Raw genomic sequence first — 20,487 nt, 5'->3', positions numbered from 1 at the left:
CTTCGGAATGCGAACGGGGGTTCAGTGCCCCCGTTTCCTTTGCAGGATCGCGTCGGCGTCGTGGCGCCGGTCGGGTCGGTAGACCTGTTCAATCGCGGCCATCACGCGTTCGAGTGCGCCTCGCTGGCGCTCCACCAGTTCGCGACCGGCCTGCCCCATCGCATCGCGACGATCCGGGTCGGCCAGCAAGGACAGCAGTTCCCGGCCCAGCGCCTGGGCATCGCGCACGCGCACCAGCGCACCGGCCTCGTCCAGGATCCGCGTCGCCTCGACGAAGTTGAAGGTGTGTGGTCCCACCAGGACCGGCACGCCGAGCGCCGCGGGCTCGAGCACGTTGTGCCCGCCGATCGCCTGCAGGCTGCCGCCGACGAAGCAGGCGTCGACCGCCGGCAGGAACTGCAGCAGCTCGCCAAGCGTGTCGATGACGAAACATTGCGTTCCCGGCGAGGGCAGCGCCTCGACACGGCGGGTGGCGGTGCGCAGGCCGGCGTCGCGCGACGCGTCGATGACCGCCTCGAAGCGCTCGGGATGGCGCGGGGCCCACAGCAGGAGCGCGTCGGGGCGGTGGCGCAGCAGCGCCTGGTGCACCGACAGCACCTGCGGCTCCTCGTCGGGATGCGTGCTGGCGGCCAGCCAGACCGGACGCTGCGTGCCCCACGTGGCGCGCCAGGCGGCCGCCGCCTCGGGCAGGCCCTCGGCGATGCGCAGGTGGTACTTGAGGTTGCCCGCCACCTGCACGCGGGCCGGGTCGGCGCCCAGTTCGATCAGCCGGTCGGCGTCGAGTTTCGACTGCGCCGCCACGGACACGCCCGACACCGCCCGCGCGATCAGCGCGCGCAGCGGCGCGTAGCCACGCAGCGAACGCGCCGACAGCCGCGCGTTCGCGATCAGCATCGGAATGCCGCGCGCGCGCGCGCCGAAGTAGAGGTTCGGCCAGATCTCGGTTTCCATGATCAGGCCGACGTCCGGCCGCGAGGCGTCGAAGAAGCGGTCCACCGCGCCGGGCAGGTCCCAGGGCAGGTAGACGTGCTCGATGTCCCCACCCCACAGGGTCCGGGCGCGCTCCGAACCGGTCGGGGTGATCGTGGTGACCAGCAGTGCATGGTCGGGGTAGCGCCGCTGCAGGGCCTCGACCAGCGGCGCGGCCGCATTCACCTCGCCCACCGAGACCGCATGCAGCCAGATGCGCGGCTTGACCGGCAAGGGCGTGAACACGCCCAGTCGCTCGTCCCAGCGCCGGAAGTATTCCGGATAGCGCAGCCCGCGCCACACCATGTGGTAGAGCAGCAACGGCAATCCGAGGCGCATCGCGAGGGAATAGAGGCCACGCTGGACGCGCGCCGCGGAGAAGGCAGGCATGTCCAAAGCATAACCGCCCGCTAGAATCGTGGCGATGGCAGACACCTCGATACCCCAGGGCGCCCCGCTTCGCGCACCGACCCACCCCAGGACCTGGCCAGGCTGGCTCGGGGTCGGGCTGCTGTGGCTGCTGGCCCGCATTCCCTGGCCCCTGCAGCGCGCGATCGGCCGCGGCCTGGGGCACGTGCTCATCCGGGCCGCGCGGTCGCGCCGTCGGGCTGCGCGTCGCAACCTCGCCCTGTGCCTGCCGGAACTCGACGAGGCGGCCCGTGAATCGCTGTTGCTCGAGCACTTCCAGGCGCTTGGGATCGGCGCATTCGAATTCATGCGCGCCTGGTGGGGATCGATCGCCCCCGCTGGAGCGCGGGGTGCGCATCGAGGGCGTCGAGGCGATACGCGAACTGGTCGCCTCCGGCCGCGGCGTGCTGCTGGTCTCCGGCCACTTCACCACGCTCGAGGTCTGCGGCCGCATGCTGTGCCGCCATCTGCCCGTGGCCGGCCTGTACCGGCGCCACGACGGCGAGGTGATGGAATGGGCGGTGCGCGCCGGGCGCCTGCGCTACGCCCACGCGATGTTCCGTCAGGAGGAGGTGCGCGCCACGGTCAAGCACCTGCGCGCCGGCGGCGTGCTGTGGTACGCGCCCGACCAGGACATGCGCGGCAAGGACACGGTGTTCGCGCCGTTCTTCGGCATCCCCGCCTCGACCATCACCGCCACCCACCAGCTGGCCCGCATGACCGGCTGCGCGGTCGTGCCGTTCTTCCACCGCCGCGAGGGCGGCCGTTACGTGCTGCGGCTGGGTGCTCCGCTGGAGGATTTCCCCTCGGCCGACCCGGTCGAGGACAGCCGCCGGGTCAACGCGGCGATCGAGGCGATGGTGCGCGAGACCCCGTCGCAGTACCTGTGGATCCACCGACGCTTCAAGCGCCGCCCACCCGGCGAACCTCCGATCTACTGACGCGGCCCGACCTCGCCGGGCGCTTCGGCTTCCCCGGCCGGGTCCGCCAGCGTTTCCTCGTTGCGCTCGTGCTTGGCCGCCCCCAGGCTGCCCACGCACAGCGCGGCCAGCAACAGGGCCAGACCGCCCCAGAAGGTCGAATAGAAGGCCAGGTGGGTGTTGATCGGAAACAGCGTGATGGCCAGCGCCAGGGCCGGCACCGACTGGCCATGCGCGCCTCGGGCCCGGCCCAGCGCCAGGCACGCAGCACCATCGCCGCAGCGACCAGCCACAACAACAGTCCTATGACGCCGGTTTCACTGAGCAGTTCCAGCACCAGCTGGTGCGCATGGAAGGCCCCCTCCCACTCGCCCTGCATCCACGGGTCGTCGGCTTCGGCGTAGTCGCCATAGGCGTCGCGGAAGCCGCGCGAGCCGACCCCGGTCAACCAGTTGTCCTGCGCCATCGCCCAGGCCGTGCGCCAGATCGGCAGGCGCCCGGACAGGGCGAAATCCACGCCCTCGGCATCCCCCGACAAGGCCGCCTGGGTGCGCTCCACGCGCTGCCCCATCCGGTCCGAGAGCAGGGTCGCCGTACCCACCAGCACGACGCTGCCCAGGGCCACCACCAGCAGCGCCCGCTTCACCCCCATCACCCAGACCCCGGTGAACAGCAGCGACAGCGCCAGCGTCAGCCAGGACGCCCGCGCCCCGGCCAGCAGTACGACGATGACCAGCCCCGCGGCCACCATGGCCCAGCCGAGCACGCCGAAGCGGCGCGCGGCGAGCACCAGGGCGAACGGCGACAGGCTGGCCATGACCAGTCCGAGCTTGAGGTTGGAATCCCCGAAGATGCCCGACAGGCGATCGGCGTGGGAGGCCCCGCCGAGGCTCCAGCCGGTGGCCGCCTGCACCAGCCCGTCGGCCAGCCACAGCAGGATGATCACGCCGATGCCGCCGAAGGTCAGGCGGCGGCCGCGCGGGTCGGCCACCGCCATTGCCACCAGCCACAGGAACGGCAGGTATCGCAGGTCGACGACCACTTCGCGCATCGTGCGCGGCAGGTTCACCGCATCCCAGGTCGAGAACAGCTGCGGCAGCCAGTAGGCCAGGAACATCGCCGTGCTCAACGCCCAGGCCTCGGCGGTCAGCAGGCGGCCACCCCCGCGGAAGCGCTGCTTGAGCAGCATGAAGATCGCCACCAGCGCGCCCAGCGTGAGCACGCCTTCGGCGATGCCGGGCGCCGGCCACAAGGCCACCTGCAGCAACACCCACCACGGGGCCCAGCGGAATGTCGTGAGGGTCGGTGCCGCCACCGCGGCCTCAGGCGTGGATGAGCTGGTCATAAAGTGAAAGCGTCGCGTCCTGCATGGCCCTCAGGGTAAACGGAATTGCCGGAAGTGTCGGCGATGGCGCGTCGAGCAGGGCCCGGGCGGTTCCCGCCAGCGCAGCCATGTCACCCAGCGCGACCCGGCCGGCCGGGTACAGGCGGGCCAGGAGTTCACCGACCCCGCCGTGGTCCCAGCCCAGCACCGGACGCCCCATCGCCAGTGCCTCGAGCACCGTGCGACCGAAAGCCTCGGGCTTGCGCGAGAGCTGCAGCACCAGGTCGGCGGCGGCATAGGCGCTGCGGATGTCGTTGCGCGGTGGCGTGACCAGCAGGGCATCGGCCACTCCCGCGGCAGCGGCGCGCTGGCGCAGTTCGCCCAGGTAGGCCTCGCGCCCGGCAGCTTGTGCACCCAGCAGCCACAGGCGGGCGGGACAGCCCGCCGCGTGCAGGCTCGCCAACAGGTCGATGCCGTCGGCGTGCCCCTTGATGCGCGTGCCCCGGCCGGGCATCAGCAGCAGCGGCCCTGCCCCGGCCAGCCCGGGATACTCCGTGGCCAGGGCCTGTCGGACCTCGGTGGCAGGTCGCGGGTCGGGATGGAAAACGGCCGGATCGATGCCGCGGGGCACCACCACCAACCGCGCCGGATCCAGGTCGGGGTAGTGCGCGAGCAGATAGTCCCGCACCGTCCCGGAGACGCAGACCACGCGCTCTCCGCTGGCCATGATGCGGCTGTAGCGCCCGGGCGAGTTGAGGCCGTGCGCGGTGGTCACCCAGCGGGGACGCGGCGGTGGCATGCGCCGCAGGGCCCAGGCGCCCAGCCAGGCCGGCAGCCGGGAGCGGGCATGGACGATGTCGGGTCGCTCGCGTTCGAAAAGCCGCCGCAACGCAAGTGCATGGCGAAGGGTGAGCAGCGACTTGCGGCCGATGTCGAGCGCCACGTGCTCGGCCCCGGCCTCGCGCAACAGCGGCAGCAGCCGGCCACCCGCCGACACCACGATCGCCCGGTGGCCGGCCTGCACCAGCGCCTGCGCGATCTCGATCGTCGATCGCTCCACCCCGCCGGACTCCAGCGCGGGCAGGAGCTGGACCACGCACAGGCGGCGACCGGTCGACGCGGCGTCGGGCATGGCGTTGGCCGGACGGCTCACGTCGGGCCGCTGCGGTTCAATCGACCAGCACGTACTGGGCACCGCAGTAGGGGCAGTCGCTCTGGCCGCCCTCATCCACGATCGGCAGGTAGACACGCGGGTGCGAGTTCCACAGCGCCATCGAAGGCTGCGGACAACTCAGCGGCAGGTCGGCCCGTCGCACCTCGTGGCGACGCGCGGCGCTGGCCGGCGTGGCCGGGGGGGGTGGTCTGCGGCGTGGGCTCGGTCATGGCAGGCGCTGCGGTGTCGAGGGGGGTGGCTAGTGTATCCGGGCCGCAGTCCAGGCGCGATTCACGCGCTGCGGCCACCGGCACGATCAGGGCAGGTCGAACACCAGGACGTCGGCCTGGGCGTCGCCCCGTGCCAGCAGATCGAAGGATTCCACGCCACTGATGCCGGCCCCGTCGCCGGCCTCGAGCTGCTCGCCGGCCAGGTCCAGTTCGCCACCGATGAGCTGGATCCAGGCGCGCCGCCCGGCCGCCAGCGCGTGGGTGACCGGTTCGCCCGGGCGCAGGTGGCCACGCAACACCCGCGCCTGCTGCCGCAGCAGCAACGAACCCTCCGCGCCGTCGGGCGAAGCGATCAGGCACAGGCGTCCCTCGCGTTGCCCGGCACCGAAGGCGGCCTGGGCATAGCGCGGCGGCGCGTTCACCCGGTCGGGCTGGATCCACACCTGCAGGAACTCGACCGGCTCGTCCTTCGAGGCGTTGTACTCGCTGTGTTCGACACCATGGCCGGCCGACATCAGCTGCAGCTCGCCGGGCCGGATCACCCCACCACCGCCGGTGGAGTCGCGGTGCTCCAGCGCGCCGGACAGTACGATCGAGAGGATCTCCATGTTGGCGTGGCCGTGGGTCGGGAAGCCCGCGCCGGGGTCGACCCGGTCCTGGTTTATCACCCGCAGCGGCCCGAAGCCCATCCAGGCCGGGTCGTAGTAGTGGCCGAAGGAGAACGTGTGGCGCGAGTCGAGCCAGCCCAGGCGGACCCGGCCACGCTCGCTCGAGCGGCGAATCTGGATCATCGTTGCAGCTTCCGGTGCAGGCGCGGGCCGGGCACCGCCGGATCGGCGGCGGCGCTGGTCGCCATTTTAATCCGAGGCGGGCCGGGCCTCGAGGTTGATGCGGATCGACACCTCGTCGCCCACGGCCGGGGCGGCGTAGTCCATGCCCCAGTCGGTGCGCTTGAGCGAGCCGGTGGCGGTGAAGCCCGCATGCGGTTTGCCGCTCATCGGATGTGCGCCGATGTTGTTGATGGTCACGTCCAGCGACACCGGCAGGGTCTGGCCGATCATCTCCAGCTCGCCGTCCATCTTCAACGTGCCCTCGTCGACCACGGTCACCGAGGTGCTGCGGAAGGTCAGCTCCGGGTACTGCTCCACGTAGAAGAAATCCTCGTTCTTCAGGTGGCGGTCGATGCCGTCGTGGTTCATGTCGACGCTTTCGGCCTTCAACGTCGCGGTGACCGAGGAGTTCGCCAGGTTCTCGCGATCAAGCATCAGCTCGCCATCGACCACGCGGAACTGGCCGGTCAGGTCGGTGAAGCCGAGGTGGTTCACGACGAACAGCACCTGGGTGTGGGCCTTGTCGAACTCCCACTTCTCGGCCGCATGGGCCGGGGCGAGGGCGGAGGCGGCCAGGGCCAGTGCGCTGGCGAGGGCAACGTGCTTCATCGGGTGGCTCCTTGTGCGGGGGTGGGTCAGGCGATGCGGGCGGCTTCGTCGAAGGCCAGCCGCGGGCTGCGCGGGAACAGGTCCTCCTGGCCGTAGCCGAGGTTGATGATGAAGTTCGAACGCACGCGGGTGCCGGCGAAGAAGGCTTCGTCGAGCTTGGCGTTGTCGAAGCCCGACATCGGGCCGCAATCCAGGCCCAGCGCGCGCGCGGCGATGATCAGGTAGGCGCCCTGCAGCGAGCTGTTGCGCAGCGCCGCGGGCTCGAGCTGCTCGTCGGACTTGCCGGCGAACCAGCTGCGCGCGTCGGTGTGCGGGAACAGGAACGGCAGCTTCTCGTAGAACTCCATGTCGTAGCCGACGATCGCCGTCACCGGGGCCTTCATCGTCTTCTCGCGATTGCCCTCGTCCAGGACCGGCTCCAGCTTCTTCTTGGCCTCGGCCGACTTCACGAACACCAGCCGTGTCGGCGACATGTTGGCGCTGGTCGGACCCCACTTCATCAGGTCGTAGAGCTCGCGCAGCACGGAATCCTCGACCGGGCGGTCGGCGAACTGGTTGTACGTGCGCGCCTGGCGGAAGATCTGGTCGAACGCGGCGCCATCGAGCGGCTTGTCGAACTTGGACATCGTTGCAACTCCCTCGTGTGCATTGGGCGCCCGGACGGCGCATCGAGGCGGGCAGTCTACGTCGTTGCACCGCTCGATTCATCCGGGCCTACAACAACGGATCGTCCCATCTGCCGCAACAATGCGGCGTGAGGATCCGCCCCTCAGGACCCGCCGGGGCCGGAGCGCTCGCGCAGCCGCTTGGAGAACGCCTCCAGCGCCTCGTCGAGCTCGATTTCCCGCTGGCTCCGGCGGGCACCGCCGCGCGCAGGGGTTTCGCGCAGGTTGGCGACGACCTTCGTCATCAGCTCGTACACCTCCAGGCGGTCGTCGAGCGAGGTGGCCAGCGGCGAGAGCGCCTCACGGATCCCGGAGTGCACGCCGCGCGCGACGATCGAGGCCGCCTTCGCCGCCCCGCTCTCTTCCGCGGCCGGCTGCATGCGCTGGGCAATCGCCTCCAGGGCCGCCACCAGCGGCGCCACCGTCGCCCCGGGGTCGGCCGCCTCCGTGCCACCCCGCAACTCCTTGAGCGCGCGCACGCCTTCCACCAGATCGCTCAACTGGCCCACCACGCGCCCACCGACATCGCTGTCGGCGCCGCCCATGGCCCGGTTGCGCATGAAGTCGCGCTTGATCGAGTCCCATCGAGCCTGCTGCTCGGTCGTCATGACGCCGCGCAGCTCGGCCAGCTTCAACAGGTTCTCCTCGGCGCCGGCGGTCAGCATCTGCGCCTCGCCGATGTAGTGGTCGTGGAGGAGCTGCTGCATCTCCTGGTCGTTCATCACCGGCGAGGCCTTTTCGGCCAGGCGGTTCATGTTGCGGTAGCTGCCCTGCAGCCGGAACGGCGGCTCGGTGCGGTAGGCCTCGGCCTGGGCGGCGCTGGCGATGTACTGCTGGTTGACCCGGTAGACCACGTCGCGCAGCTGGATCACGCGCTTGAGCGTGCCGACGATCTCGGCGGTCTCCGCCGCGCTGTAGGCGTGGCTGAACGCATTGGCCGACACCTCGCGCCCGCGCGCCTTGTCGACGAAGCGATAGACGTCGCCCAGGTCGCGCGTGGCCAGCGGCGCCAGCACCGGGTTAGAGGTCAGGCTGTTCTCGATGTAGCTCAGCGTGAACGCCTCCTCCATGCCGCCGAGCACGTCGCCGAGGTTGTAGACATCGGCGCGGTTGGCCAGCATGTCGGGAATCTTGAACACCTCTCCGGACTCGGTGTACGGGTTGCCGGCCATGACCACGCAGAACTTCTTGCCGCGCATGTCGTAGGTGCGGGTGCGCCCGCGCCACACGCCCTCGATGCGGCGGGTGCCGTCGCACAGGGAAATGAACTTCTGCAGGAATTCCGGGTGCGTGTGCTGGATGTCATCCACGTACAGCATCACGTTGTTGCCCATCTCCAGGGCCAGGTTGAGCTTCTCCAGTTCCTGGCGCGAGGTCGCGTCCGGCGCCTGGGCCGGGTCGAGCGAACGCACCTCGTGGCCCAGCGAGGGGCCGTTGATCTTCATGAAGATCAGGCCGAGCCGGTGCGCCACGTACTCCATCAACGTGGTCTTTCCGTAGCCCGGCGGCGAGATCATCATCAGCAGGCCCGACAGGTCGCTGCGGCGGTCGTCGCCGGCGGCGCCCATCTGCTTGGCCAGGTTGTCGCCGATCACCGGCAGGTAGGCGTCGTTGATCAGCTTGTTGCGCACGAACGAGGTCAGCGGGCGCGGCTTGAACTCCTCCAGCCGCATCGCCTCGCGCTCGCGCGCCACCACCTGCTGGCGCAGCGCCTGGAACGCGCGCACGCCCTCGACGAAGACCTCGTGCGCGGCCATGCGCTCGGCGAACTCGTCCACGCCGATGACGAGGCCGCCCCCGGCGATGCGCGCGTGGTCGCCCAGCAATCCTTCGACCTGCACGCGCAGGTCGGCGGACTCGTCGCGCCAGGGGAAGTCGCCCCGGGCCACCAGCCGTGCCGCGGCTTCGGGCACGTAGTCGGCCAGCGCCTGGAAATCCGGCTCGGCCACCAGCGCGCCCAGCCAGTCGTGGGCGAGCTGCCAGCGCGCGGCCAGTCGGTCGCCAAGGGCATCGAGCGAGGCGATGAAGCCGTCCCAGGCATGTGCCGCCTCCAGCTTCCCGCGCAAGCCATCGAGCAGCCGTCGCGCGTACTGGCTCGATGCGAAGCGGGCGTGCTCGGCGGCCAGCTCGGCCACCAGGTAGGTCGCCGCCCGCGGCGCCAGCGTGGGCTCCAGCGGCAGCGCGTGCATCGCGATGAAGTCCTCGAGGGTCGCGGCCACCTCGATGCGCAGCGATTCCAGCCCCGCTCCGCTTCCCAACAGGCGCTGGATGTCGCTGGCGGTGCGCGCCCTCCCCGGCCAGCCCGCGGCCGGTGCCTGCTCGGCCCGCTCCGACCAGAACAGCACCGCCAGTGCGCGCACCTGTGGCGCATGCGCCAGGGTCCCCGCACTCTCGTGCATCGGCACCAGCGCCTGCAGGATGCGCGCGGCGTCGTGGTCGTGGATGCCGCGCTCGTAGCCTTCGCGGTAGCGCGGCGCGGCGAAGTCGCGGATCGCCCGGTCCAGTGCCTCGGGCTGCTTGACCAGTTCGCGCAGGCGATCCATGTCGAGCTCGTCGCGATTCGCGCGTGCCGCCTCCAGCATGCGCGCGGCCAGGTATTCGGCGCGATAGATCTGCGGTGATTCGGACTCCAGCGAAACCTGCCAATAGGGGCGAAGCGACTCCAGTGCCTCGTCGCGGATCGGTTCGAAGTAGTCGGTGCCGGTCAGGTGCACGCTCAGCCCGTCGCCACGCGGCAGGATGGTCAGGTCGAGTTCCTGGGTGTTGACCGTGAAGCGGTGGCGGGGACCCAGGCGGATGATGTTGCCACCGTCCTCGAACAGCTCGCTGCGGTCGCGCTGGCCGCGCACCGCGGAATCACGGGCCGCCTTGAGACGCGCCTCGACATCGTCGGCACGCACGTTGTCGTGCAGCTCGCGCAGCCGGCCGGCCAGCTCGCGCAGCTTGACGATCAGCGGGTCGCCGGCAAAGAACGCGTTGAGCGCGTCGGGATCCTGCAGCCGCGCGGTACGCCGGCCCAGGCCTTCCAGGATGCGCATCGCCGCGTCGCCCACGGCGTGGGCTCGGCGCTGGCGGTCGTCGACCAGCGCCTGGCGGTGCGCGTCGAAGGTCTCCAGCAGCTCCTCGCGCTTGGCCAGGATGTCGCCGAGGAACTGCTCGTATTCGCCGAACTGGCTTTCCAGCTCCTCGAGCTGCACCAGCAACCGCGAGAGCTGCTCGTCGCAGCGCTCCGGGTCGGTGGCCATCGCCAGCGCCCCGGTGATGCTTTGCCCGAACAGCGTGAACTGGGCACCGAACTGGGCCACGCGCTCGGCCGAGCCCATGCCGCGGCGACGCTGCTCCAGCCGCGCCTTGGCCTGGTTGAGCCGCGCGTAGATCGCCGAGATCGCCTCGACGATGGCGGTGCGCTGCGTCGCGTCCTCCACCCGCAGCGAGGCCATGAGTCCGACAGCGTGTCGAGCTCGCCCGACATCGCCTCCATGCCGGCCAGCGGCTCGCGCAGCTGTGCCGCGGTGTCGGCTTCGGAAGCGGCCTCGTCGAGTGCCTGCAGGCGCTCGCCGAACGGTGCCAGCGCGTCGGGCCCGGCGAGGAAGTCGCCGGTGGCCACGCCCACGCGCTCGTGCGCCTCGAGCAGCTCGGCCTCCATCGCGTCGATGCGCTCGACGTCGACATAGCGGTAGTCGCGGATCGTCAGCAGGTGGCCGCGCAGTGCGGCGAGCTCATCGAGCATCGCGACGAATTCGCCCACCGACTTCCAGTCGCGGGGCTGTGCACGCGCCATCAGGTCACGGTGCCGTTCCTCGGCCGACGCCATCGCCTGCGCCGACTCGGCGCGAATGCCCTCGACCTTCTCGAACTCGTCGAGCACCGACTCGCCGGTCGCGGCGATCTCGTGCAGCAGCTTGCCGACGTCGCTGCTCTCGCGGTCCTCGACCCAGTGGTGCAGGTCGAACAGCCGGCGCGTGTTCTGCACCAGCAGCTCGTAGCGCTGCACCGACACCGCCTCGGCGTCGATCTCGCGCGCCAGGCTGAGCAGGTCGGACACGCCACGCACCAGCTCGGCGTTGCCGATGCGCGCGATGAAGCCCTCGCCGGCCGGCTGCGCCGCCGCGTACTCCTCGCTGGTGAACGGCGTGATCCACACCTGCATCGGGTGGATGCGGGTCGGCTCGTCGGACGCATTGGAGAAGATCACCATGCGCCCGTCGTCCAGGCGCGCACAGCCGTGGCCGAAGATCGGCGTGGTCAGCCTGCGCTCGATCATGTTGTAGGTGAACAGCGCGGTGCGCCCGCCCTCGGGCTCGTAGAAGATGTAGAGCACGTCCTCGCCGTTGGGCGAGCGGATCATGCGCTTGAAGCGCATGCCTTCCATCGACTGCTCGAACGCGCGGGTGTCGCCGTTGGGCAGGTAGTAGCCGCCCGGGAAGATGATGCCGTGGTCCTCGGGCAGCTGGATGCAGGCCTGACCGATCGCGTCGATGCGCTGCACGCTGCGGGTGAGCGTGTTGTAGACCAGGTAGCGCCAGCGCTCCTCGCGGTAGGGGCGGATCTTCAGCAGCACCAGGTCGCCGATGCGGGCGAACTGGATCTGCGCGTCGTCGAGCGACTGGGTCTGGTCGTCGACGGGCTCGCTGAAGATGCCGCGGCCGTCGCGGGTGTTGTTCTCGATCTTGACCGTCAGCTGCCCGCCGATCGTCTCGACGAACACGGTGTCGAGGATGTTGACGTGCGGGTGCGGGCCGTTGACCACCATCTCGCGGGTGGTCGGCGTCCACTCGAAGTCGAACGCGGCCGGCAGTTCGACATCGCGCTCGCCGCGGTTGTCGACATAGCGCACCTGGCCACCCGTGGTGTTCCAGCGGAACACGCGCACGTCGCTGATGCGCTCGCCGATCTGGAACACCGCGAACACCCGGTCGTCGCGGCTGGAGAGCTGCAGCAGGCGGGCGCTCTTGTAGTAGGCGTAGAGCTCGTTGAAGTCGCGCACGAAGCCCGGATCGGCCAGGAAGCTGTCGGCCAGGTCGACCGGCACCACCTCGTAACCCTGCTCGCGCTCGTCGAGGCGGTACAGCGAGAAGACGTCCTCGACCCGGGTTTCCTTCTTCAAACCGATGAAGACGTTGTAGCCGAACAGCAGCATCGAGCCGACCTGGACGATGTCGCGGGCCACGCAGTTGTGCTCGGTGCGCACCCGAACCCGGCCGGCCACCTCCATGCGGCTGCTGCCGAACTGCTCCAGGCGCTTGGCATTGAGCGACTCGGCCAGCCCGCGCAGGCGCGCGCCCTGGTCCAGCAAGCGCCGCTGCAGCACCTCGTAGGCGCCGCCCTCGGCGACCGCGCGGTCGACCACGCCGGACTCGGCGGCGGTATCGGTGTCGGGGGTCTTCTCAGCCATGCCTCTCCGTCCTGCCCGGTGCCGGGCCGATCCGGCCACGGCGACGGAAGCTTCCGCCGCGCGACCTGCATCCATGGTGTGCCGGGCTCACCCGGCGTATCGTCCCACCCCCGGCCAGGCTCGGCCGGGGGGTGGCCGGGCTCAGGCGTCGGCCGGTGGCTTGGCCTCGCCCTCGGCGGAAGAACCCATCTGCGGCATCAGCCGCTTGAGCATGTCCTGCACGACCGGGCTCTTGCCGGCCACGCCTTCGATGGCCTTGCCGACCGACAGCGCCTTGGCGAAGGAATTGAAGAACTCGCCCTCGCCGCCGACGATGTCGATCTTGGCCTTCGACAGCGCCGCCGACAGCACCTCGGCCTGCTCGCGGGCGATGTCCTTGCCGGCCTCGATCGACGCCATGGCCTGCTCGAAGTTCTTCTCCAGCTGCATGCGGAACTCCTCGTGGCTGCGTGCGCTGTCGCCCAGCTGCTCGAGGGCGCCGAACTTCTCGGTGAGTCCCTCGGCCTCGGAGCGGAAGCGCTCGCGCAGCACCTCGGCCTCGGCCAGGCCGACGTCGCGCGTCGCCTTGGCACGGGCCTCGGCCAGCGAGGACTCGCCCTTGGCCTCGGCGCCCATCTTCTCGGCGATCACGCGCGCCTCGGCCAGGCCTTCCTTCTCCAGTGCCGCGGCGGTGATCTCGCGCACCCGTGCGTCGGCCAGGCCCGGCGCGGCGCGCTCGGCCTCGATGCCCTCGGCCAGCTTCTTCTGCGACTCGGCCTTCTTGCCGGCGGCCTCCAGCTCGGCCTGCGCGATCGTGGTGATCTCGACCGCCTTGTGCTTCGAGGCGGTCTCCTCGGCCTCGGCCTGCTTGACCTGGCGCACCAGTTCCTCCTCGGCCTGGGCCTCGGCATTGAGGATCGCCACCTGCTTGAGGCGGTCGGCCTCGGAGACCTCGCGCACCTCCTTGATGCGCTCCTCCTCCTGCGCCACCGACTTCTCGACCACGATGCGCTCGCGGATCACGTTGGCGATCTCCTTGCGCTGCTCCTCGATCGCCTTTTCCTTCTCGATGCGCTGCAGCTCGACCTCACGCTCGCGCGAGACGACTTCCAGGTCGCGGGCGCGGGTCACCTTCTCGACCTCGATGACCACCGCGCGCTGGCGGTTCTGCTGCGCCACCTCGACCTCGCGCTGGCGGTTCTCCTCGCGGATGTCGATCTGCTCCTGGGTCTGGATGCGCGCGTTCTCGGCCTTCAGGCGCTCCTCCTCGCGCACCTTCTCCGTCTCGGCCTCCTCGCGGGCCTTGATCGTCTGGATCTCGCGCTTCTGCCGCGCCTCGGCATCGGCCTGCTGCCGCTCCAGCGCCAGCATCGCCTCTCGCGTCTCGACGTTCTTCTTGGTGATCGCCAGCTCTTCGTTGCGCTCGAGCTCGTTGGTGATTACGTTCTGCGCCGCGGTGAGCTCGGTGATCTTGCGGATGCCCTCGGCGTCGAGGATGTTGGACGGATCCAGCGAGCTGCGCGGGGTCTGCTCGATGTAGTCGATCGCGACGTCCTCGAGCACGTAGCCGTTGAGGTCGTTGCCGATCACCTCGACGATCGAGTCGCGGAACTCCTGGCGGTTCTCGAACAGCTTCACGAAGTCGATCTGCTTGCCGACGGTCTTGAGCGCCTCGGAGAACTTGGCGTTGAACAGCTCGTTGACCGCGCCCTTCTCCGAGGCCCGGTCCACGCCGATGGCCTTGGCCACCTTCAGCACGTCCTGCGCGGTCTCATTGACGCGCAGGTAGAAGGCGACGGTGATGTCGGCGCGCATGTTGTCGCGGCAGATCAATCCGTCCTTGCCCCGCCGGTCCACCTCGAGGGTGATCAGCGAGATCTTCATGAACTCCTTCTTGTAGATCACCGGGTAGACCAGGGCACCGGTGAAGTGCACCTTGGGTTGCGGCGACAGGTCGTTCACGATCAGCGCGGTGCCCTGGGGCACCTTGATGTAGAAGGCCTTGAACAGGCCGAACAGGCCCATGACCAGGATGACCAGTACGACAAACCCGATCAGGAAGGGCAGCAGCAGCGCGAGGTCGAAATTCATCTTTCCATCTCCGTATGAAACACGTGTTCAGTCCGCGCGCGCTCAACGCCCGTGGAATTCGTCTTCAGCCATGACCCGGTAGGCGTTTTCCGCCTCCAGGTATTCGATCAACACGACCCGGTCGCCGCGCTGGAAGTCCCGGCCCTGGTCGCAACGCACATTCAGGATGAGACCGGCGCCGCCATCCTCGACGCTGACCTGGCCGTGTGTTGCGCTCACCGTGGGGGTGCGCACCACTGCCAGCTGGCCGATCACCGAACGCATCGCCGGTGGCGCCAGCCGTGCCATCAGCCCCCGCAAAGGCCGCAGCACCACGCTGGTCACCACGACGCCGGCGACCAGCGCGCCCAGCATGACCGCCAGGCCCAGCAGCCAGCTCAGCACCGGGATGTCCATGTGCCTGAGCAGCAGGTAGTCGGCGAAATAGGTCAGCAGCCACGCCACGAAGAACAGCACGGTCAGGATCAGCATCAGCGGCAGGCCGCCGAGCCCGAAACGCATCAGCAGGCCGGCCAGGCCGTCCACTTCGATGCCATCGATGTCCGGCGCCACCCACCCGTCCAGTGCATCGATGTGCAGCATTCCAGTGGCGGCAAGCGCCCAGTACGCCACCGACACCGCCAGCAGGATGCTGAACACCAGTGTCGGGAACGACAGCGCGATGCGCAGGAACTCTTCCATGGCGACCTCCCCTCAGCCGACGGGCTTGCGCCCGTTCCTCCCCGGCGGCCCGGCACCCCTGCCGGACCACCCCCCTCGCGACAGGCTCAGCCCGTCGCGCGCTTGCTCTTGAGGCGGTCCAGGACCGACTCGGTGCTGGCCGCGTCGGCCAGGATGCCGGCATCGCGCAGCTTGGTGTCGACCGCGTCGGTGCCCTCGTCACGCGCCAGCTCGGCCGCCGCCTCCATGCGCGCGCCGCGCTCGGCCTGCTTCTTCTTCACCCGCTCCAGCGAGTCCAGCGCCGTGGTCAGCTTCGACTGCGAACCGCTGTAGCGGTGCGCCACCGTCGCCTGCGCGCGCTGCACGCTCTCGGTCGCCTTGACCGTGTCCACCTGCTGCTTGAGCCGGCGGATGTTGCCCTCGGCCTGGCTGACCGCGCGGCGCAGGTCGGCCACGCTGGCGGTAAACGCCTCGACCTGCTGGCGTTCGCCGTCGCGCGACTGCTCCATCGTGGCGATCTTGCCCGCCACTTCGCGGGCCAGGTTCTCGTCACCGGAGTCCAGCGCCTTCATCGCGTAGGCCTCGTACTCGCCGACCTTCTTCTCGGATTCGGCCAGGCGCACCTCGGCCAGCTTCAGCTTGGCCATGATCTCGGCCAGCGCCTCCTTGGACCGGCGCAGCTCGGCGTCGGCGTCGCGGATCTCCTGGTCGAGGATGCGCAGCGCCTGGCCATCGACCACCGCCTCGCCCACCTCGTTGGCCCCGCCGCGCAGCGCCGTGATCAACTTGCTCCAGATGTTCATGCTCTGTCTCCTCGTGGCTGCCTCAGGCAGCGCCTTCAGGTGGGCTTCGTAGGCTTCGGTGGCCTTGATGACGTTGTCGGCCAGCGTGTCGATCTCGAACACGACGTTGGACAGCGACGAGCGCGCATCGAGCGCACCGAACATGATGTAGACCGCATCGCCATCGAGGTCCTCGATGCCGACCGTCGACAGCGGGAACATCTTGTGGGTGCGCAGCAGCTCGTCGTTGAACGCGGCGATGTCGTGCACCTGAGACTGTGGCCACAGCAGCGACTCGACCACGATCTGCTCACCGACCACCGCCAGGAACAGCGGCAGGTCGCCGTACTCGTGCATCACCAGGTGCAGGCTGGGCTCGGCGCCCTCCAGCAGCTCGGCCGTGGCCGTGCCCCCCTGGAACTGTTCGGTCGCCTTCAACGCTTCGTAAAGCGCCTTGGCGGTCCAGACCTTCGGCTCGCTCATCTCACTCTCCTGTTGAATGGGCACCGTGCCTCGCGGCTGGCGCATCCGTCGCTCCACAGCCGCGAGTTCATCCCCGAACTCCGGCAGGATCCACAACTCCTTCTTCACCAGCCCCTGCTCGCGAAGGCGCTCGCGATGCCGGCGCTGGTAATAGGCGGAGGTCTTTCGTTCCATGGAACACAAGATACACATCACATGTGACAGCGTCAATACATCACATGTGACTTCTTGGACTAATTACATGTGATGCATGACGAGTGGTCGCAGAGGGCTCGAAGCCTATACTCGCGCGATGAGCGCCACCCAGGACAACTGCTGGATCCTCACCGACGGTCGCGCCGGCAACCTGCGCCAGGCGCGGGCGCTGGCCGGTGCCCTGGTCGACGCCCCGGCGCGCGAGTTCACGCTGGCCACGCGGGCCCCGTGGCGCTGGCTGGCGCCGCACCACCTGCCCGGGAGCGATGGTGCCTGGGGCACGGAGTTCACCCAGGCGCTGCGCAGCCCACCGCGACTGGTCATCGGTTGCGGCCGCCAGGCCGCGCTGGCCACTCGACTGCTGCGCGAGCGCGGCAGTCGCGCCGTGCAGATCCTCGACCCGCGCATCGACAGCCGCCACTGGGACGCGGTGGTGGTGCCGGCGCACGACCGTCTGCGCGGGGCCAATGTGTACACCTTGTCGGGCAGCCTGAACCCGGTCGACGACGCCTGGCTGGCCGATGCACGCATGCAATGGCCCGAACTCGGCCGGCTGCCGGGTCCGAGGGTGCTGGTGTTGCTGGGTGGCCCGGTGCGCGCGGCACCGATCGACGCGGCCTGGTGGCAGATCGTCCGCGACAATCTGCAGTCCTGGCGGGCACAGGCTGGCGGCAGCCTGATGCTGGCCTGCTCGCCACGCACCCCGCAATGGCTGGTCGAGTCGGCGCGTGCCGCCTGGCCCGATTGGCAGGGCGCACGGTGGTGCGGACCGGCCGACGGCGACAACCCCTTCCCCGGCATGCTGGCCTGGGCCGACGTCATCGTCGCCTCGCCGGACTCCGTGAACATGATCTCCGAGGCTTGCGCCACCCCGGCACCGGTCTGCGTGCCCGGTATCGACCGCTGCACCGGCCGCCAGCGGGTCTTCCTCGACAACTTGCTGGAGCTGGGGCGCGTCCGACCCTTGTCGGACCAGGCGCCCTCCGGCCAGACCAAGCCGCTGCGCGAGCTTGAACGCGTCTCCACCCGCCTGCGGCTAGACCTGCAACTGGGTCCCCTTGGGGACTGAAAGGAAAGCAGGGCCCGGTGCGTCGCACCGGACCCTGCCGTCGCGCACCGACCGGCAATCAGCGCGCGATCGTCACCACCGGCGATGTCCAGGTTTCCCAATGGTCGGGGTTGGACTCATCACCCAGTGCCTTGAGCAGCTTGAGCTCCAGCACGTAGTCACCGTTGGGCACCTGCACCACGTTGCGACTGTTGCCACGGGTCGTGGTGCCGTCCCACCCGTAGGCGGAGAAGCCGCCCGATTCCGCGTTGCGCCCCAGGTACTCCAGGTTGAGCACCCGACCCCAATTGCGGCCGCCCGATGCGCTGCGCGCTTCCACCCGCATCAAGCGCGACTGGTGCGAGAGGTGCAGCACGATCCAAGCCACCTCGCCGTTGTCGGGATTGATCGTGATCGGTGCATCGGGACCCAGCGTCAAGCTCGGACGCAGCATCGGGTTGGCGAGACCCTGGACGACAGGCGGCATCGCCACGATCGCCTGGTAATCACCCTTGAAGCCGGCGTAGGGCACGCGGACCTGCCCGGTGTCGCTGCTCACCACCAGGTAGCCGCCGTACTGGCTGCCGTCGGCCAGAGCGGGATTGGCGGTGATCGTCACATCGACCTGGGACGTGCCACCGGCGGGCACCTCGACGCTGGAAGCGCTGAAAGACACCGTCGCTGTGCCGAGGAAGAAGCTCGGCGAGAAAGTCCCGGGTCCAGTGGCCAAGGCTCCCACATGGCTCAGGGTGTAGGTGACCGGCGCAGTGCCCAGGTTGCGGATCGACAGCGTACGCACCGCAGGCCCAGCCTGGCTCTCGCCCAGCGACAGCTTCGAGGGTTCGACCCGCGTCGTCGCCAGCACCGCGTCGTCGATGCGAAGCATGCCAGCGCCCTGACGATGGACGTTGTCCAGGAAGCCCAGCCCGGGGTTGCCCCACCAGTTCCTCGGCGACGCGCTGTTCTGCAGAATGGAACGCATGTGCCTGGGATTGGCTTGCGGAGCTGCCTGCAGGTACAGCGCCGCCGCACCGGCCACGTGTGGCGCCGACATCGAGGTACCGCTGATCGTGGCGTAACCACCGTCCTCGAGCGGGTAGGTCGAATGGATCAGCCCACCGGGGGCTCCGATGTCGGGCTTGAGCGACAGGTCCGGGGCCAGACCATAGGAACTGAAGCTTGAGATCAAACCACCGGTGGGATTGATGAAGGCGGCGGATTCCTCGGTCCAGGTCAGCTCTACGGGACCGCCAGCCAGACGCGAGTTGATCATCAATCCCTCGGCGTCGGAGATCGCGACGACGGGAACGACGATCGGGTTGGCTCCGGCCACCGTCGCGGAGAAACGGCCAGACGTGTTGTTGTACAGCACGACCGCAGCGGCACCGGCACTCTGTGCGTTGAACGCCTTCTCATGGAACGTACAGCCGCCGCGACGCACCAACGCCGCCTGGCCGGCGAGGCTGCCGGCCGCCAGCGGCGCACAGGCGTCCGCGGTGCTTGAGGCCGTCCCGGTACGGGTCATCGGCAACGTGCCCGACGTGGGCGCCGCCGGCGACGCCGCGGCGGGGGCATGGCCCACGGCCGCATCGTCGGGCGACACGGTGAACACATTGAGCTGGACATGGGTGTTGTCGAAGGACGCGACGCCGATGACCTTGTCGCCGACACCCGGCGCACCGGCCGAGTACAGGCCCGTGGCCCCGGAGTTGCCGATCGAGGCGACCACTACCATGCCACGGTTCACCAGCCGCGATGCCGCCCGCGCGGTCGGATACTCGGGCCACTGGAAGGCCGCTCCGATGCTCATGTTGAGCACGTCCATGTCATCGGCCAGCGCGCGCTCCATCGCCAGCAGCATGATGTCCGCCGTGGTGGAACCTTCGCAGCCGAAAACCCTGTACGCGCCCAGGCTGACCTTGGGCGCCACGCCGGTCAACTCGCCGTCGGCACCCACGATGCCGGCCACGTGCGTACCGTGGCCATTGCAGTCGTCGGGAACGTCGTTGGGCTCAGGAATGGGGTTGTATCCGGGATGGTTGGGATTGGCATTGAACGCGTCGCCGACGAAGTCGTATCCGGCAACGATGCGCGCCGTGGGGAATGGCGTCGTGCCAGGCACGCCGCTGCCGCCGAAGTCGGGATGGTCGATGTCGACGCCGGTGTCCATGACCGCCACGCGGATGCCGGCTCCATCCAGGCCCAGGACATTCTGTGCGATGTCCGCTCCGGTCATCGCCAGTGCCGTGGCCATGGCCGGGCTGGAGGCGGGCTGCACATCGGGAATCGCGATGGTCTCGACCGGGTAGATGGCGCGGACGCCCTCAATCAACGACAGCCGGGAAAGGTCCGCGGCCGACATCGAGATGGAGAAGCCGTTGAACAGCGTGTCGTAGGCGTAGCGCTCGGTGAAGCGCAGGCCGGCGTTGCGCGCCCGCGAGCGGAAGGCCTGCTGCTCGTTGCGGGCAGCAGCCTGAGAACGTCCTTCGGCGACCGGCTTGCCCGACAACTCGACGAACCACAACGACGGCGCCTCGATCACGAGGTCCATCGCGGTGTCCGTGCCGTGCGGCTCATGGAGCGCTTCGAGGTGGATGACGGAGTCCGAGGCCTGCGCTGCGCCGGACACGAAAACGGAGGTGGCTGTGAGGGCAGCCAATAGGAGTCTGTTCACGAAATTCCCCTTTCCAATTGAGTACGGGAATGCCGCGGGCCATGGCGTGCGCCACGGCCCGGGCCTCGGGCT

At 69.4% G+C, this 20,487-nt stretch carries 13 protein-coding genes and 2 pseudogenes; 2 read left to right on the top strand and 13 right to left on the bottom strand.

Annotated elements, in window-relative coordinates; translation table 11 throughout:
* Window positions 1-21 precede the first annotated feature (21 nt).
* Window positions 22-1,359 (bottom strand): lipid IV(A) 3-deoxy-D-manno-octulosonic acid transferase, encoded by a 1,338-nt coding sequence (gene waaA / locus FU658_RS10995; RefSeq protein WP_147892120.1) that lies wholly within the window; start codon window positions 1,357-1,359, stop codon window positions 22-24.
* 34 nt (window positions 1,360-1,393) lie between these two features.
* On the opposite strand from waaA, the pseudogene lpxL reads away from it, so the two are divergent.
* A pseudogene (gene lpxL / locus FU658_RS10990) lies at window positions 1,394-2,318 on the top strand (LpxL/LpxP family Kdo(2)-lipid IV(A) lauroyl/palmitoleoyl acyltransferase).
* Here the strand turns inward: lpxL and FU658_RS10985 are convergent.
* From FU658_RS10985 to bacA, 11 genes and pseudogenes are all read right to left on the bottom strand, one after another.
* Window positions 2,281-3,612 carry an O-antigen ligase family protein gene (locus tag FU658_RS10985; protein WP_321167741.1) on the bottom strand — a complete coding sequence of 444 codons (1,332 nt, stop codon included), beginning with the start codon at window positions 3,610-3,612 and terminating at the stop codon, window positions 2,281-2,283. The pseudogene lpxL and the gene FU658_RS10985 sit on opposite strands and share 38 nt — an antisense overlap.
* A 7-nt stretch (window positions 3,613-3,619) precedes the next feature.
* Window positions 3,620-4,753, bottom strand: coding sequence for a glycosyltransferase (locus FU658_RS10980; RefSeq protein ID WP_147892136.1), 1,134 nt, complete (start codon window positions 4,751-4,753; stop codon window positions 3,620-3,622).
* A 37-nt stretch (window positions 4,754-4,790) separates the two neighbouring features.
* Window positions 4,791-4,937: a zinc-finger domain-containing protein gene (locus tag FU658_RS10975; RefSeq protein ID WP_147892119.1), complete on the bottom strand. Its 147-nt coding sequence runs from the start codon at window positions 4,935-4,937 to the stop codon at window positions 4,791-4,793.
* Window positions 4,938-5,090: 153 nt separating this feature from the next.
* Complete coding sequence (locus FU658_RS10970; protein ID WP_147892118.1) at window positions 5,091-5,795, bottom strand: pirin family protein; 705 nt, start codon at window positions 5,793-5,795, stop codon at window positions 5,091-5,093.
* 66 nt (window positions 5,796-5,861) lie between these two features.
* Entirely contained in the window at window positions 5,862-6,443 is a 582-nt protein-coding gene (locus FU658_RS10965) for a YceI family protein (RefSeq protein WP_147892117.1), read from the bottom strand.
* A 26-nt stretch (window positions 6,444-6,469) separates the two neighbouring features.
* Window positions 6,470-7,069, bottom strand: a complete 600-nt coding sequence (locus tag FU658_RS10960; RefSeq protein ID WP_147892116.1) for a malonic semialdehyde reductase — start codon at window positions 7,067-7,069, stop codon at window positions 6,470-6,472.
* A gap of 143 nt (window positions 7,070-7,212) precedes the next feature.
* The gene (locus tag FU658_RS16170) at window positions 7,213-10,548 is read right to left on the bottom strand and encodes a DUF7902 domain-containing protein (protein WP_484476962.1); all 3,336 of its coding nucleotides are present in this window, start codon (window positions 10,546-10,548) and stop codon (window positions 7,213-7,215) included.
* 557 nt (window positions 10,549-11,105) lie between these two features.
* Window positions 11,106-12,323: pseudogene (locus FU658_RS16165) on the bottom strand (DNA repair ATPase); the annotation flags it as partial.
* Window positions 12,324-12,644: 321 nt separating this feature from the next.
* On the bottom strand, window positions 12,645-14,573 hold the full coding sequence (locus FU658_RS10950) for a hypothetical protein (RefSeq protein WP_147892115.1): 1,929 nt from the start codon (window positions 14,571-14,573) through the stop codon (window positions 12,645-12,647).
* A 42-nt stretch (window positions 14,574-14,615) separates the two neighbouring features.
* A complete protein-coding gene (locus FU658_RS10945) occupies window positions 14,616-15,254 on the bottom strand; it encodes a hypothetical protein (protein ID WP_147892114.1) in 639 nt (212 codons plus the stop codon).
* Window positions 15,255-15,340: 86 nt separating this feature from the next.
* Window positions 15,341-16,672, bottom strand: coding sequence for a biofilm formation regulator BacA (gene bacA, locus FU658_RS14820; protein WP_222708427.1), 1,332 nt, complete (start codon window positions 16,670-16,672; stop codon window positions 15,341-15,343).
* A 118-nt stretch (window positions 16,673-16,790) separates the two neighbouring features.
* Between bacA and FU658_RS10930 the strand changes: the two genes are divergently transcribed.
* On the top strand, window positions 16,791-17,762 hold the full coding sequence (locus tag FU658_RS10930; protein WP_147892113.1) for a mitochondrial fission ELM1 family protein: 972 nt from the start codon (window positions 16,791-16,793) through the stop codon (window positions 17,760-17,762).
* A gap of 58 nt (window positions 17,763-17,820) precedes the next feature.
* Here FU658_RS10930 and FU658_RS10925 read toward each other — a convergent pair whose 3' ends face one another.
* On the bottom strand, window positions 17,821-20,292 hold the full coding sequence (locus tag FU658_RS10925) for a S8 family serine peptidase (protein ID WP_187266068.1): 2,472 nt from the start codon (window positions 20,290-20,292) through the stop codon (window positions 17,821-17,823).
* Between the last annotated feature and the right edge of the window lie 195 nt (window positions 20,293-20,487).

Origin of the sequence: Alkalisalibacterium limincola (assembly GCF_008017755.1) — a bacterium.
In the GTDB taxonomy this organism is placed as follows: domain Bacteria; phylum Pseudomonadota; class Gammaproteobacteria; order Xanthomonadales; family Xanthomonadaceae; genus Alkalisalibacterium; species Alkalisalibacterium limincola.
Note: the sequence above shows the minus strand (reverse complement) of the source record. Positions and strands in the feature narration are given on the sequence as shown.

Excerpts from the sequence above, each read along its gene's own strand:
- FU658_RS16170 (WP_484476962.1), bottom strand. The coding sequence starts at position 10,548 with ATGGCCTCGCTGCGGGTGGAGGACGCGACGCAGCGCACCGCCATCGTC.
- FU658_RS10930 (WP_147892113.1), top strand. The coding sequence starts at position 16,791 with ATGAGCGCCACCCAGGACAACTGCTGGATCCTCACCGACGGTCGCGCC.
- FU658_RS10970 (WP_147892118.1), bottom strand. The coding sequence starts at position 5,795 with ATGATCCAGATTCGCCGCTCGAGCGAGCGTGGCCGGGTCCGCCTGGGC.
- FU658_RS10965 (WP_147892117.1), bottom strand. The coding sequence starts at position 6,443 with ATGAAGCACGTTGCCCTCGCCAGCGCACTGGCCCTGGCCGCCTCCGCC.
- FU658_RS10960 (WP_147892116.1), bottom strand. The coding sequence starts at position 7,069 with ATGTCCAAGTTCGACAAGCCGCTCGATGGCGCCGCGTTCGACCAGATC.
- bacA (WP_222708427.1), bottom strand. The coding sequence starts at position 16,672 with ATGGAACGAAAGACCTCCGCCTATTACCAGCGCCGGCATCGCGAGCGC.
- FU658_RS10950 (WP_147892115.1), bottom strand. The coding sequence starts at position 14,573 with ATGAATTTCGACCTCGCGCTGCTGCTGCCCTTCCTGATCGGGTTTGTC.
- FU658_RS10980 (WP_147892136.1), bottom strand. The coding sequence starts at position 4,753 with ATGCCCGACGCCGCGTCGACCGGTCGCCGCCTGTGCGTGGTCCAGCTC.
- FU658_RS10945 (WP_147892114.1), bottom strand. The coding sequence starts at position 15,254 with ATGGAAGAGTTCCTGCGCATCGCGCTGTCGTTCCCGACACTGGTGTTC.
- FU658_RS10925 (WP_187266068.1), bottom strand. The coding sequence starts at position 20,292 with ATGGACCTCGTGATCGAGGCGCCGTCGTTGTGGTTCGTCGAGTTGTCG.
- waaA (WP_147892120.1), bottom strand. The coding sequence starts at position 1,359 with ATGCCTGCCTTCTCCGCGGCGCGCGTCCAGCGTGGCCTCTATTCCCTC.